The organism is Mesorhizobium sp. M0621, assembly GCF_040320745.1.
In the GTDB taxonomy this organism is placed as follows: Bacteria; Pseudomonadota; Alphaproteobacteria; order Rhizobiales; family Rhizobiaceae; genus Mesorhizobium.
In genome coordinates this window covers 40908-55328 of sequence record NZ_JAMYQF010000014.1, presented here as the reverse complement: position 1 = coordinate 55328, position 14421 = coordinate 40908, and the positions used below count along the sequence as shown (strand labels likewise).

Sequence of the window (14421 nt, the reverse complement as noted above, 5' to 3'; positions counted from 1 at the left end):
CAGTAACAGATGACGTGCGGATGACTGGTTCCGGGTGAAGAAATCAGCCCTTGTCGTCGTCGCCCTGGGTGATCAGTCGCGCGCTGCGCTGGCCCGTCGCGTAGATCCACAGCCAGCTCAACGAAACCGCAAGCCGGTTGCGAAAGCCGATCAGGAAATAGATGTGGGCTACTCCCCACAGCCACCAGGCCGCCCAGCCGGTCAGCTTGATCCAGCCGAAATCGATCACCGCGGCGCGCTTGCCGATCGTGGCGAGATCGCCGTCATGCCGGTAGCGGAACGGCCGCGGACTGGTGTCGCCGGCAAGCCGCGCCCTCAGCGTGGCGGCAACATGCCGGCCCTGCTGCTTGGCGGCTGGTGCTACTCCGGGAACGGGCCGCCCGTCCGGCTGCAGAACATGAGCGGCATCGCCGATGACGAAAATCTCCGGGCTGCCAGGCACGCTCAAGTCAGGCTCGACCAGCACCCTGCCCGCCCGGTCGGCCGCCGCTCCGAGCCATTCGGCGGCCGGTGAAGCGGCAACGCCTGCCGCCCACAGGATTGTCTTCGCCGCCAGATGCTTGTCGCCGAAGACGACGCCCTCGGCGTCGCAACGCGTGACAGCCCGGCCGAGTTCGACCGTCACGCCGAGCCGCTCGAGCGCCTTCGAGGCATAGTCGGAAAGCTTCGGTGCGAAATTGGCCAGAATACGGTCGCCGGCCTCGATCAGCACCACGCGCGTGTCGCGCGTATCGATATTGCGGAACTCGCCGTGCAGCGTGTCATGCGCAAGTTCGACGATGGTGCCGGCAAGCTCGACGCCGGTCGGCCCGCCACCGACGATCGCGATGGTCAGCAGCGCCTGGCGCTTGGCGGGATCGGTCTCCCGCTCGGCCTGCTCGAAGGCCAGAAGAATGCGCCGTCGAACCGTGGTGGCGTCCTCCAGCGTTTTCAGGCCCGGCGCGAAAGGTTCCCATTCGTCATGGCCGAAATAGGCATGGCGGGCACCGGTGGCGAGCAGCAGCGTGTCATAGCCGACCGTGCTGCCATCATCGAGCAGGACATTTTTGCCGTCTCGATCGATGCCGACGACATTGGCGAGCAACGTCGTCACATCCTCGCGCTTGCGCAGGAGATGGCGGACCGGCCAGGCAATCTCGGACGTCGCCAGCGCCGTGGTTGCCACCTGGTAAAGCAGCGGCTGGAAGAGGTGATGGTTGCGCTTGTCGATCATGGTGATGCGCACCGGCGCGCCGCCAAGCGCACGTGTGAATTCGAGACCGCCGAAACCCGCGCCGACGACGACGACATGATGGCTGGCTTGGTTCATCTCAATTCACCCTGGCGAGCAAAATTGCCTGCCTTCGATGTAGGTACTTTTGTGCAATGCAGCAACAGAAGGCCGGTGCCCGAGACTCGTCGTTCCATGTCGTGAATGCACATGTTGTATCGTATGGCGAGGTATAGCGTCATCGAATACGCGATGAGGTGAGGCATGGCCAACGATCAAGACGACGACGCTCCGGCGCAGTATTCTTCGCCGCCCTGCTTCATGCATGAACTCGATCCGGAGTTTCGTGCGCCGTCGAGCGACTGGACCGATGTGAGACGCTGGCGCAAGGCCGAGCGCGAACGCCTGATCGCGGCCCGCCTTGCCGTCTCGGCCGACGCGCGAACGGCAATGTCGCAGCGGATCGCCGAAGGTCTCGACGCGATCATTGGCAAGATCGCCGGCCGTATGGTCAGTCTCTACTGGCCGTTTCGCGGCGAGCCGGATCTGCGGCCATGGATGGCGTCCATCAATGCACGCGGCGGCCGCACCGCCCTGCCCGTCGTTGTCGAGAAAGGGCATCCGTTGATCTTTCGCGCCTACGCGCCGGGCGATCGGCTGGAGAAAGGCGTCTGGAACATCCCGATCCCAGCCGAGGGCGATCCGGTGTTGCCGGATATCGTCATCTCACCGATCGTCGGCATCGATCCCCAAAACTACCGCCTGGGCTATGGCGGGGGCTTCTTCGACCGCACGCTGGCCGCGATGCCGTTCAAGCCCCTGGTCATCGGCGTCGGCTACGAACTGCAGCGCATCGCCACCATCTACCCGCAGCCGCACGATATCCCGATGGATCGGATCGTGATCGAGGCATTCAAGATCGGTTAGCTGTATTGAGGTTCAGGTCAGGCCGAGTCGAGAATGGCGGGTTCCGAGAACCGGAACGGAGCGGACGTTTGGGTCCGTGAGTACCGGAAGCACAGGAAACTGCTGTTTGCAGGCCGGCATCACCTGAATATCGACACAGCTCAGGCCATTTCCGGCTTCATGCCCATGGCCGTGCGGTCGACGATTTCGCGTAGTGCAAAAGACGAGTTGATCTTGGTCACATGCGGCATCGCCGACAGCCATTCCTTGTGGATGCGCTCATAGTCGACGAGATCCTTTGCCGCGATCCTCAAAATATAATCGTATTCGCCAGACATCAGATGGCAGGACAGCACGTTTGGACAGCGCTTGATCGCCGCCTCGAAATCCGACAGCGTCTTCTCGAATTGTCCCGACAGGGATATGTGCACGATCGCCGTCATCTGGTGGCCAAGTGCGGCATTGGAAAGCCGGGCATGGTAGCCGCGGATGGTGCCGGATTTCTCCAGATTGTCGAGCCGGCGCGAACAGGCCGACTGCGACAGGCCAACCTTCTCGGCAAGTGCTGCATTGGGTATCCGGCCATCCTTCTGCAAGGTCTCAAGAATGGCGATATCAATCCTGTCGAGCGGCATTTTTCGTGAATCCTGCGAATATCCTGCTATTTCGCGCAACGATTATCGAAACACGCCCGCTGGCGCAAGCGCATTCGCAAACACCTGCGCACCGATTCGTGGTTCACTCCAGCAATACAGGGAACGAGCCCAAAAGGGCCGGATCAGGAGAAGAAAAATGCGCGTCGGCTGCCCCAAGGAAATCAAGAACCACGAATATCGCGTCGGCCTCACACCCGGCTCGGTCCGCGAGTATGTCGCCCATGGCCATGAAGTGCTGGTCGAGACCGGCGCCGGGGCCGGCATCGGCGCCGACGACAACGCCTATCGCGCCGCCGGCGCCACGATTGCTAAGACCGCCGCCGACGTGTTCGCCAAGTCGGACATGATCGTCAAGGTCAAGGAGCCGCAGCCCAGCGAATGGGCGCAGCTTCGCGAAGGCCAGATCCTGTACACCTATCTTCATCTTGCTCCGGATCCGGAGCAGACCAAAGGCCTGCTCGCTTCCGGCGTGACCGCGATCGCCTACGAGACCGTGACCGACGATCGCGGCGGCCTGCCGCTGCTGGCGCCGATGTCTGAAGTTGCCGGACGCCTGTCGATCCAGGCCGGCGCCACGGCGCTGCAGAAAGCCAATGGCGGCCGCGGCGTGCTGCTCGGCGGCGTGCCCGGCGTGCTGCCCGGCAAGGTCACCGTGCTTGGGGGCGGCGTCGTTGGGCTACACGCTGCCCGGATGGCGGCGGGGCTTGGCGCCGATGTCACCATCATCGACCGCTCGATCCCGCGCCTGCGTCAGCTCGACGACCTCTTCGCCGGCCGCGTCCACACCCGCTACTCGACGGTCGAAGCGCTCGAAGAAGAGTGCTTTTCGGCCGATATCGTCGTCGGCGCCGTGCTGATCCCGGGCGCTGCGGCGCCGAAGCTGGTTTCGCGCGAAATGCTCTCAGGCATGAAGAAAGGCTCGGTGCTGGTCGACGTGGCCATCGACCAGGGCGGCTGCTTCGAGACCTCGCACGCCACCACCCATGCCGAGCCGACCTACGAGGTTGACGGCGTCATCCACTATTGCGTCGCCAACATGCCGGGCGCCGTGCCGGTCACCTCGGCCCACGCGCTCAACAACGCGACGCTTCACTATGGCCTGCAGCTTGCCGACAAGGGCCTGAAGGCGCTGGTCGACGACCACCATTTGCGCAACGGCCTCAATGTCCACAAGGGCAAGATCACCAACCGGGCGGTGGCCGAGGCACTCGGCTACGAACTGGTCGAGCCGAAAGCCGTTCTGGCCGCCTGATTTCACAAAAAGACCTCCAGTCTCGCCCGCCGGTTCACACCGGCGGGTTTTTTCTTTGGAGATACACGCAGGCAAACAAAAAAGCGGAGCCAAAGCCCCGCTTCCTCGATATCGAGATCTGCCGCCGGTTCATCCGCGGTCGGCAAATCGATCGACAATCGCTTTTATCGCGACTGTGCGACGGGAGTACGACAGCGTCCTGTCTGCAATCTCAGCGCCTCATGCGCGTTCGATGCGGCACTGGTAGCAATTGTTGCGCGCCGAACGAACATGGACGTAGGCGATATCGCTGCGTTCGAACAAGGTTTCGGCCCGCGCTGTAATCGCCGCAGTCGGGATGACACCGCCGCTGCCATAGACGATGCGATCATCCCTGCCATAGCCGCGCACGATGTAGTCGGGACTTTCGAGAACCTCGGGCAGCGCCTCGCTCCCGGCGGCGCGTTTGCATTCTTCGGCATGCAGGAAGATCGGCCCGGTTTCGGCATAGGGCTGAAGCTCCGGGAATGGCCGGTAGGCCAGAATGAGGTAAGCGTCGCCGGCGGCGATGTTCTTCAGGCAGTGCCGGCAAGGCATGCCGTCGCCGTCGGAAATCTTACGCTCCGGCGTTTGGCCGTATGCATCGGGGCCGCCGCGCTGCAGCGCCTTGACGTCTTCGGTCGGCAAGGCCTTGAACTGGATGGTCATTGGTGAAATCTCCGGTGGCGTTGACCGAAGATTATGCGCCCGCGCGATCGCTTCCCACCCGATTCCTGCCAAGTGTCAGCGACCGGCCGTCAGTTGTCGGTCCCACACGGCCGTTAGCTGAAATACCGGGCTTAGGTGTTCGCGCGTTTAGCGGATAAAGTCGTCGAAGCGGCAGGGCTATCGCATATGGATTCTTGCGAAGAAGACCCCCACCCTAACCCTCCCCACAAGGGGGAGGGAACGCTGCCGCGTGCCTTTAATTCTTCTTTGGCGCCGAAAAGACAGGCGATTCGCCTAGGTCAGCACCAACGGAAGTCTCCCTCCCCCTTGTGGGGAGGGGTTAGGGGTGGGGGTCCGTGCCGCGCAGACATCTCAGGAGTTCCATATGCAATAGCCCTGGTCGAAGCGGCTGCTGGCATCACGGCCGCATGACGCTGGCCGAGCGTTCGGCGAAAGGCAGCGGATGCACGGTCTCTTTCTTCTGCGCCACAGGTGCAAAGCCGAGCTTCTGATAAAGCGGCAGGGCCGCAGGATGATCGAGCGTGCAGGTCTGCACCGTCACCCGCTTCGGCCCGTACGACCATGCGGCGGCGATCGCGGAGCCGAGGAACCAGCGGCCAATGCCTTGCCCGGTCGCATGTTCCATCATGCCGAAATAGGCGAGTTCGACTTCTTCCGGCAGATGCGGCTTGAGATCGAAGAAGCCGGCAGGCGCGCCGTCGAGATAAAGCACCCTGATGTCGCGATCCTCGCGGTGGATGCCGGCGGAAAGCTCGTCATCATCCAGTCTCAGCACATTGACCCAGTGCCATTTGCGCCCCACCCGGTCCATCAGATAGCGGTAGAAATGCAGCGGAATGTCCTTGGTCTTCAGCAGCGCGACCTGGCGGTTGTAGGGCACAGGCGGCAAATAGGCCGGCGGCACATGCATTTCGAGAAATGTCACCGTGACTTCGATGTCTTCCAGCGCGCCGTTTTCCATTGCCGTCATTCCTTGCCAGTCACGACAGGCGTGTCGGAAAGCCCACCCCACTCCGTCCATGAGCCGTCGTAAAGCCTGTTGTTCGTGTGGCCAAGTGTTTCCAACGCCAGCGTCACCACCGCGGCGGTGACACCGGAACCACATGAGGTGACGATGGGTTTCGACAGATCGATGCCTGCGTCCTCGATAACCTTGCGCAGGCGGTCCTTCGACAACAGCTCGCCATTTTCCGACAGCGCTGAATAGGGCAGATTGCGCGCGCCAGGCATATGGCCAGAACGGATGCCCGCACGCGGTTCGGGCTCGGCGCCGGTAAAGCGGCCCGGCCCACGGGCGTCGGCGATCTGGCTTTCCCCGGTGTCGACGATCCGGCGCATGTCGGCGAGGCTGGCGACGCGACCGGCGTCGAAATCCGCATGGAACACGCTTGGCGCGATCTTGGTAGGTTCGGCCGTTACCGGCCGGCCGGCGGCTTTCCAGCCATCGAAGCCGCCATCCAGAATATAGGTCTGGAAGACGCCCATCACCCGGAACATCCACCATGCCCGAGGCGCAGAGAAGAAACCCGGACCGTCATAGACGACGATGGTGTCATCCGCCGAAACGCCCATGGCGCCGACATATTGGGCGAAATGCTGCGGCGACGGCAACGTATGCGGCAGTGGCGAATCCGGGTCGGAAACGGCATCCTGATCCAGGAACCGCGCACCCGGGATGTGCGCCGCCTCATGCTCGCCGCGCGCATCGCGCTTTTGCGCAGGCAGATACCAGGACGCATCGATGATCGTCAGGCCCGGCTCGCCAAGCCGCTGCTGGAGCCAGTCTGCATCGACGGTGAAAGGGCTGTCTTCGGCCATTTTTTTCTCCTGCTCGCCTTTGGGCGATCACTGTCTGTTCAGTTAGCCGGCATCGGTCCGAACCGAATGCGGAAGCGCCGGTTTTCGCGGCCCTTCTTCTCGATCTTGCCGATGTGGATTTCGCCGACTTCACCAGTGCTCTTCACATGGGTGCCGCCGCAGGGCTGGCTGTCCACCGAAGCGTTGTCACCGATACAGACCAGGCGGATCTTGCCGGTGCCAACCGGCGGCCGGACGTTCTTGGATTTGACCAGGCCGGGGTTGGCGGCCAGTTCCTCATCGCTGATCAGCCTGGTGAAGATCGGGTGGTCGGCCCGCACCAGGTCTATCAGGCTCGCCGTCACCTCTTCCTTGGTGAAGCCGGCGTCCGGAGCGTCGAAATCGACACGGCTGTCGTCCTCGGAAACCGCGGCACCCGTGATGGGAAACGGACAGACGACGGTGAGCAGATGGCAGGCTGCATGCATGCGCATCAAAAGATGCCGCCGCTCCCAGTTGATCGCCAGCCTCACTGTCTCGCCGACTTGTAGCGCCGCTTGCTCCGGCGCCGGCACATGGATGATCTCGTCCTTGGTCTCGCCCGTGATGGTGGCGGCAATGGCGATACGGCTGCCGTCGCCGCGTTCGAGATGACCGGTATCCCCCGGTTGGCCGCCCGACGTGGCGTAGAAAATCGTCCGATCGAGAATGATGGCACCGCGGTCGTTGACGGCAACGATCGCCGCCTCCGCCGTGCGCAGATAGGCGTCGTCGCGAAACAGCGCTTGTGTCTTGTGGGCCATCACACGACCTTTTCGAACGGTACCGAAATCGTGCTCTTCAGCTCCATCCAGCCTGGCACCGGCAGCTGCTTCTCGCGCAGGAATTCCGGATTGAACAGTTTTGATTGATAGCGCGTGCCATAGTCGCAAAGAATGGTCACGATGGTGTGGCCGGGGCCTAATTCCCTAGCCAGACGGATCGCGCCGGCAATGTTGATGCCGGTCGAGCCGCCGACGCAGAGGCCTTCTTCCTGGATCAGGTCGAAGACGATCGGCAGCGCATCCTCGTCGGGGATCTGGAATGAAAAATCCGGCGTGAACCCTTCGAGATTGGCGGTGATACGCCCCTGGCCGATGCCTTCGGTAATCGAGCTGCCTTCGGACTTCAGCTCGCCGCTGGTGTAGAAGGAGTAGAGCGCGGCACCCAGCGGATCGGCGAGCGCGATCTTCACGTCCTTGCTTTTCGCCCTTAGCCCGAAAGCGACGCCGGCCAGCGTTCCGCCCGAACCGACCGCCGAGACAAAGCCGTCGACCTTGCCACCGGTCTGGTTCCAGATTTCTTCGGCCGTGGTGCGGATATGGCCGTCCCGGTTGGCGACATTGTCGAACTGGTTGGCCCAGATAGCGCCATTCGGTTCCGTCCGCGCCATCTGCTCGGCCAGCCGCCCCGAAAGTTTCACGTAATTGTTGGGGTTCTTGTAAGGCACCGCAGGCACCTCGATCAGCTCGGCGCCGAGCAGTTTGATGGTGTCCTTCTTTTCCTGGCTCTGCGTGTCGGGAATGACGATGACTGTGCGGTAGCCGAGCGCCTTTGCAACCAGCGTCAATCCGATGCCGGTGTTGCCGGCCGTTCCCTCGACGATGACGCCGCCGGGCTTCAGCAGCCCGCGCTGCTCGGCGTCGCGGATGATGAACAGGCCCGCGCGATCCTTGACCGACTGGCCCGGATTCATGAATTCGGCCTTGCCCAGGATCTCGCAGCCGGTTTGCTCAGAGGCTTTGTTGAGGCGGATCAGAGGCGTGTTGCCGATCGCGTCGATCACAGAACGGGGCATTCAGGATTCCTTGTGTAGGTGCGCCGAAACCCTAGAAACCCGAAGCTTCGGTTTCAAGGCAAGAATTTGTCTGGTCCAGTCGCATTTGCGGTACTGTTGTTGCGTCAACGCTTCCCGGGACCGACCCCTTGCGCCACTGTTCATTTTCCGGCTGACGTTGAAAAGCAGCTTTTCATTCGATTTCTTCATCGCTAGAGCAAAGCACCAACAAGTCGACAGGGCGCAGCATGACACTCTATCGGGCCAACCCGAAGCACGGCGTCGCCTGGATCACGGGCGGAAGCAGCGGTATCGGCCGTTCGCTGGCCAGGGATCTTGCGTCCCAGGGCTATGCCGTGGCGGTGACAGCCCTCGACGACGATCCGATCGACACGCTTGTCGTCGAGACCGCGCAGATGCCGGGCAGTGTCACGGCCTTTCCCTGCGACGTCACCGACGAGCCGCGCATGGCGCGAACCGTCGCCGCGATTGAGAAGGAACTCGGTCCCATCGTGCTCGCCATCTTCAATGCCGGAAACTACATTTCGACACCGGGCGAGAATCTTGTCGTCAACGACTTTCGCCGGTCCTTCGAGGTCAACTATTTCGGCATCATCAATGGCCTGGTGCCCGTCGTCGAACGCATGCGCGTGCGGGCGCGCGGCCATGTCGTGCTGGTCGGCTCCGTCACGTCCTATTTCGGCTGGCCGACAACGGCCGCCTATGGCGGCACCAAGGCGGCAATCAACATCCTGGCCGAGTCGCTGAAGTATGATTTCGACAAGATGAACGTGCGCATTCAGGTGTTCAATCCCGGCTTCATCGACACCCCGCTGACCGAGAAGAACATGCTGCCGATGCCGGGACTGATGCCGGTCAGCCGCGCGTCGCGACGCATGGCGCGGGGCATCAAGTCCGGCGGTTTCGAAGTCACCTTCCCGCGCCGGACAAGCTGGCCCCTGAAACTGCTCAGCGTGTTGCCGAGGCCGCTTTGCAGAGGGTTTATCAGCCTGATGACCAGTTGGAAGGCGCGGCCGCTGCACTACGACCGCAAGCCGCCGAAGGATCAGGGCCTGGACTCCTAGCACACCCTGCGACGACCGCACCGGCTCGGCCTGCCCCCAGGGCAACGAACTCGGGTTAACGGGTTCCTTCGCAGCCTTCGCCAGCGCGTTGGCTGACGGAGCATCAAACGAAAAACCCGCCTGCGCGGCGGGTCACTGGCGCAAATCAGCACCATGGACGAATATGTGCCATAGCTGAGGGCACGAAGTCAAGAAAAAATTCCTATCATGAAAAGCTGCCGGCACATCGAGCGTGTGATTTGGGCCCTGGATGCGGTCATCATTCTGTTCGTGGGCTATCTTCTTTTCGTGCACTGAGAAGCGCCGCTTGGCCAAGGTCTGATTGCGCCGACATCCGCAATTTGAAAATCAGTTTGCTGCCGCAGCAAACGCACATTGCGTGTCGCTTGCCGTCACCATAGTTTGCCGACCATTCTGGTCCGGGAGTTTGGAATGGGGCGGCGTATCGTGTCGATTCTGCTGGGATTCGTGGCTCTGCTAGCGCTGGCCTTCGTGCTCGGTCCGCGCGTTCCCGTCTACACCACGATCCGTTTCGATCCCTCGCTCATTGGCGACGATCCGCAGGCCTATGTGGCAAAGGTGGAAGCCGCGGTCCCGGGAATCCGCGACGGGCTGGAGAAAGAGATCGTCTGGGCCAATCCGATGGTGCATGCCAGGACGCCGCTGTCGATCGTATACATCCACGGCTTTTCCGCATCGAAGGGCGAGGTCCGCCCGCTGCCCGACGAAGTGGCGGACCAGCTCGACGCCAACCTCTTCTACACCCGCCTCACCGGTCACGGGCAGGACGGCGCGGCGATGACACAAGGCAGCATCAACGCCTGGGTCAACGACTATGAGGAGGCGCTCGCCATCGGTCGGGCGATCGGCGACAAGGTGATCGTCATCTCGACCTCGACCGGCGGCTCGCTGGCGACATGGACGGCAACGCAGCCGGGCGCATCGGACGGCGTCGCCGCGATCGCGTTCATCTCGCCGAATTTCGGCGTCAAAGCTTCTGGCGCCGAAATCCTGACCATGCCGTGGGGCAAACAGATCGCCAGGCTGGTCGCCGGCAAGGAACACAGCTTCGTGCCGCGCAACGCGCTGCATGAAAAATTCTGGACCAACCGCTACCCGATCGAAGCGACCTTGCCGATGCAGGCGCTGACCGAACTTGCCTATGGCGCGCCGGTTGAGAAGGCGACCATCCCTGCTTTGTTCATCTTCTCGGATTCGGACAAAGTGGTGCGGCCCGACCGCACCCGCGAGATTGCCGGGCGCTGGGGCGCACCGCATGAACTGGTTCCGGTCGACGACACCGGCGACGCGGACAACCACGTCATCGCCGGCGACGCGCTGTCGCCATCGACGACGGCCTTCCTGGCGCAAAGGATCGCCGTCTGGGTCGAGGCCGTGGTCAAATAGGCAGACGAAAAAAGGGCGACCGAAGCACCGCTTCAGCCGCCCTTTCCTGGTCGGTCTCGGCAATCAGCCGGCCTGAGCCTGCCTGATTACAACGCAGTCTGGCTTACGCAGCCCGCGCGGCCGGACGCTTGCCGCCGAAGCGGCGCTTGTTGTTGCCTTTAAAGGCCGGCTTGGCGCCTTCCGGCTTGCGCTCACCAGCGAAGGCCGGCTTGTCGCCGAAGCGCTTCTTGCCAAAACCATTGCCTTTGTTCTCGCCACCGGGACGCCTGCCGTCGCGACGACCATTGCGGTCGTTGCGGTCATTGGCCGGTTCGAAGCGCTCGTTCTTTTCAGCCGGATTGCGCTGCGGATCGGGGCTGCCGAGATGGTCGGCAACGATCGGCAGCTTGGTACGGATGATGCGCTCGACCTGGCGCAGCTTGCTGTTCTCGGAAGGATCGCAAAGCGTAATGGCGATGCCGTCCATGCCGTTGCGGCCAGTGCGGCCGATGCGGTGGACATAGCTCTCCGCTTCGTCCGGCAGGTCGAAATTCACGACGTGGCTGATGCCGGGCACGTCGATGCCGCGCGCAGCAATGTCGGTCGCCACCAGAATGCGCACCGATCCGTCGCGGAAATCGTTCAGCGCCTTCTGACGTGCGTTCTGCGACTTGTTGCCGTGGATGACGGCGGCCTTGAAGCCGTCGCGTTCGAGGTCCTTGGTCACCCTGTCGGCACCATGCTTGGTGCGCGAAAAGATGATGACGGATTTCATCGCCTCGTCGGCGAGCATCGTCGACAGCACCTGGCGCTTCTGCTTGGTGCGGGCAAAGACGACGCCTTGCACGATCTCGGCTGCTGCCGTGCTCTGCGGCGCGACTTCGACGCGGATCGGGTTCTTCAGCAGGCCTTTCGCCAGTTCGGCGATCTCATTGGGCATGGTCGCGGAGAACAGCACCGTCTGACGGTCGGGCGCGGTCGCCTTGGCGATGCGCTTGACGTCGTTGATGAAGCCCATGTCGAGCATGCGGTCGCCTTCGTCGAGCACCAGCCATTTGGTGTCGGCAAGCATAAGGTCGCCCTCACGCACCAGGTCGGTCAACCTGCCGGGCGTTGCGATCAGGATGTCGACGCCGGGCGCAACCTTCTTCACCTGGCTGAAGCGGGAGACGCCGCCCAGCACGAGCGCGGTCGAGACATGCGCGCCCTTGGCGAGGATCTTGATGGTATCTTCGATCTGCACGGCGAGTTCGCGCGTCGGCGCGAGAATCAGCGCACGCGCCGTCTTGGCGCGCCGCTTGGTGCCGAGCGCGATGATCTTCGACAGGATCGGCAGCGCGAAGGCCGCGGTCTTGCCGGAGCCGGTCTGGGCGATGCCGAAAATGTCACGGCCTTCCATCTGCGGCGGGATCGCCTGCGCCTGGATAGGCTTCGGTTCGGTGAAACCGGCGTTGTGGGTGGCCTTGAGCAGCGCGCCCGTAATACCCAGTGCGGCGAAACCGGTAAGTTCCGCAGTGTTGCTACCGGGCAAAGTGTTTTCGTTGGTCAAAATAATCTTCTTTCACGCGGCTTCTGACCGCAAACATCGATGGCGGCAGGGCGCAACCTGCCGTCGAACAAATTGTCATGGAACGACAAGGCGGCGGACGTTTCCGTCCGCGCGGCTGCGCTGTCGTGCCCGCAGGCATCATGCCACGGGGCTTTTTCGCCGCTTTGTGATGTACCGGAAAGAGGGGCCGATATACCGGAAAGAGGGAAAACAGACGCAACCAGTCTCATTCGTCGAGAAGGCCGGATAATCCCGGCCCAAGCGCCTATGTCGCCGCATATGGCCCAGTTCGCCGCCAAATGCAAGGGGCGTCATGCTGCAGCGCAGCAAAACCTGTGGCGCAAGCGGCGCTTGCGCTCGCTTGCCGGCACGATTACCACGAAATGCCGCTGGCTTGGGAGGTAATCGATGAAGGACGTGCTGAAGGAACTCGAGCGCCGCCGCGAGATCGCCCGCATGGGTGGCGGCCAGGCCCGCATCGATGCCCAGCACAAGAAGGGCAAGCTCACCGCGCGCGAACGCATAGAGGTTTTTCTCGACGAGGGCTCGTTCGAGGAATTCGACATGTATGTCGAGCACCGCTCGACCGATTTCGGCATGGAGAAGACCAAGATCGCCGGCGATGGCGTCGTCACCGGCTGGGGCACGGTCAACGGCCGCCCGGTCTACCTCTTCGCCAAGGATTTCACCGTGTTCGGCGGCTCGCTGTCGGAAGCGCATGCCGAGAAGGTCATCAAGGTGCAGGAGATGGCGCTGCGTAATCGTGCGCCGATCATCGGCCTCTATGATGCCGGCGGCGCGCGCATCCAGGAAGGCGTGGCGGCACTCGGCGGCTATGCCGAGATTTTTCAGCGCAATGTGCTCGCTTCCGGCGTCATTCCGCAGATCTCCGTCATCATGGGCCCATGCGCCGGTGGCGACGTCTATTCGCCTGCGATGACCGACTTCATCTTCATGGTGCGCGACACCTCCTACATGTTCGTCACCGGGCCGGATGTGGTGAAGACCGTCACCAACGAGACGGTGACGGCCGAGAGTCTCGGCGGCGCCTCCGTCCACACGACGAAATCCTCGATCGCCGACGGCGCCTATGACAATGATGTCGAGGCACTGTTGCAGATGCGCCGGCTGGTCGATCTGCTGCCGGCCTCCAACACATCCGAGCTTCCCGAGATCGAATGCTACCAGTCGGTCACCGACCATGATTTGTCACTCGACCGGCTGATTCCCGACAACGCCAACAAGCCCTACGACATCAAGGAGCTGATCGTGAAGGTCGCCGATGAAGGCGACTTCTTCGAGATCCAGCAGAATTTTGCGAAAAACATCGTTACCGGGTTCGGACGCGTCGAGGGCCGCACGGTCGGCTTCGTCGCCAACCAGCCGATGGTGTTGGCCGGCGTGCTCGATTCGGATGCCAGCCGCAAGGCGGCGCGCTTTGTACGCTTCTGCGATTGTTTCTCGATCCCGATCGTCACCTTCGTCGATGTGCCAGGCTTCCTGCCCGGTACCGCGCAGGAATATGGCGGGCTGATCAAGCATGGCGCGAAACTCCTGTTTGCCTATGCCGAGGCCACCGTGCCGAAGATCACCGTCATCACCCGCAAAGCCTATGGCGGCGCCTATGACGTGATGGCGTCGAAACATCTACGCGGCGACATGAACTATGCCTGGCCGACGGCGCAGATCGCGGTGATGGGCGCCAGGGGCGCGGTCGAGATCATCTACCGCAAGGACATTGGTGACGCGGAAAAGATAGCAGCGCATACAAAGGCTTACGAGGATCGCTTCCTGTCGCCCTTCGTCGCCGCCGAGCGCGGCTATGTCGACGAGGTGATCATGCCGCATTCGACCCGCCGCCGCATTGCTCGCGCGCTGCGCATGCTGCGCAACAAGGACATGCAGAACCCCTGGAAGAAGCACGACAACATACCGTTGTGAGGAGTCGGCAATTCACTCCTCTGCCGCTGCACCAAACCCCGCTCCCATGGTGGCACGGACAGGGCTGCCCCATGGCGTCGCGTGGTTGTCGATGCGCATCTGGAAGATGAAATAG

At 62.5% G+C, this 14421-nt stretch carries 14 protein-coding genes; 5 read left to right on the top strand and 9 right to left on the bottom strand.

What is annotated here, in order from left to right; genetic code table 11:
• Positions 1-43 precede the first annotated feature (43 nt).
• Positions 44-1309 carry an NAD(P)/FAD-dependent oxidoreductase gene (locus tag NKI38_RS12595; protein ID WP_352657923.1) on the bottom strand — a complete coding sequence of 422 codons (1266 nt, stop codon included), beginning with the start codon at positions 1307-1309 and terminating at the stop codon, positions 44-46.
• A 165-nt stretch (positions 1310-1474) separates the two neighbouring features.
• Here NKI38_RS12595 and NKI38_RS12590 point away from each other — a divergent pair, with 165 nt between their 5' ends.
• Positions 1475-2137: a 5-formyltetrahydrofolate cyclo-ligase gene (locus NKI38_RS12590; protein ID WP_352633749.1), complete on the top strand. Its 663-nt coding sequence runs from the start codon at positions 1475-1477 to the stop codon at positions 2135-2137.
• Between the two features lie 140 nt (positions 2138-2277).
• Here NKI38_RS12590 and NKI38_RS12585 read toward each other — a convergent pair whose 3' ends face one another.
• Positions 2278-2751 carry an Lrp/AsnC family transcriptional regulator gene (locus NKI38_RS12585; protein WP_010909317.1) on the bottom strand — a complete coding sequence of 158 codons (474 nt, stop codon included), beginning with the start codon at positions 2749-2751 and terminating at the stop codon, positions 2278-2280.
• A 157-nt stretch (positions 2752-2908) separates the two neighbouring features.
• Between NKI38_RS12585 and ald the strand changes: the two genes are divergently transcribed.
• Positions 2909-4024: an alanine dehydrogenase gene (ald, locus tag NKI38_RS12580; protein ID WP_352657920.1), complete on the top strand. Its 1116-nt coding sequence runs from the start codon at positions 2909-2911 to the stop codon at positions 4022-4024.
• A gap of 2 nt (positions 4025-4026) precedes the next feature.
• On the opposite strand, the gene NKI38_RS12575 is transcribed toward ald, so the two are convergent.
• From NKI38_RS12575 to NKI38_RS12550, 6 genes are all read right to left on the bottom strand, one after another.
• Complete coding sequence (locus NKI38_RS12575; RefSeq protein WP_352657918.1) at positions 4027-4182, bottom strand: hypothetical protein; 156 nt, start codon at positions 4180-4182, stop codon at positions 4027-4029.
• 61 nt (positions 4183-4243) lie between these two features.
• On the bottom strand, positions 4244-4711 hold the full coding sequence (locus NKI38_RS12570) for a DUF1203 domain-containing protein (protein WP_352657915.1): 468 nt from the start codon (positions 4709-4711) through the stop codon (positions 4244-4246).
• A gap of 418 nt (positions 4712-5129) precedes the next feature.
• Entirely contained in the window at positions 5130-5693 is a 564-nt protein-coding gene (locus tag NKI38_RS12565; RefSeq protein ID WP_352657912.1) for a GNAT family N-acetyltransferase, read from the bottom strand.
• Between the two features lie 5 nt (positions 5694-5698).
• A complete protein-coding gene (sseA, locus tag NKI38_RS12560; protein ID WP_352657910.1) occupies positions 5699-6550 on the bottom strand; it encodes a 3-mercaptopyruvate sulfurtransferase in 852 nt (283 codons plus the stop codon).
• A gap of 38 nt (positions 6551-6588) precedes the next feature.
• Positions 6589-7332, bottom strand: a complete 744-nt coding sequence (locus NKI38_RS12555) for an alanyl-tRNA editing protein (protein ID WP_352657907.1) — start codon at positions 7330-7332, stop codon at positions 6589-6591.
• Positions 7332-8366 (bottom strand): cysteine synthase A, encoded by a 1035-nt coding sequence (locus tag NKI38_RS12550; RefSeq protein WP_352657904.1) that lies wholly within the window; start codon positions 8364-8366, stop codon positions 7332-7334. The genes NKI38_RS12555 and NKI38_RS12550 overlap by 1 nt, the downstream gene beginning before the upstream one ends.
• A 227-nt stretch (positions 8367-8593) precedes the next feature.
• Between NKI38_RS12550 and NKI38_RS12545 the strand changes: the two genes are divergently transcribed.
• Entirely contained in the window at positions 8594-9430 is an 837-nt protein-coding gene (locus NKI38_RS12545; RefSeq protein WP_352657901.1) for an SDR family oxidoreductase, read from the top strand.
• Between the two features lie 432 nt (positions 9431-9862).
• Complete coding sequence (locus NKI38_RS12540) at positions 9863-10837, top strand: alpha/beta hydrolase (RefSeq protein ID WP_352657899.1); 975 nt, start codon at positions 9863-9865, stop codon at positions 10835-10837.
• A 103-nt stretch (positions 10838-10940) separates the two neighbouring features.
• On the opposite strand, the gene NKI38_RS12535 is transcribed toward NKI38_RS12540, so the two are convergent.
• Positions 10941-12365, bottom strand: coding sequence for a DEAD/DEAH box helicase (locus tag NKI38_RS12535; RefSeq protein WP_352657896.1), 1425 nt, complete (start codon positions 12363-12365; stop codon positions 10941-10943).
• Positions 12366-12773: 408 nt separating this feature from the next.
• On the opposite strand from NKI38_RS12535, the gene NKI38_RS12530 reads away from it, so the two are divergent.
• On the top strand, positions 12774-14306 hold the full coding sequence (locus tag NKI38_RS12530; protein ID WP_352657893.1) for an acyl-CoA carboxylase subunit beta: 1533 nt from the start codon (positions 12774-12776) through the stop codon (positions 14304-14306).
• The last annotated feature ends 115 nt before the right edge of the window (positions 14307-14421 follow it).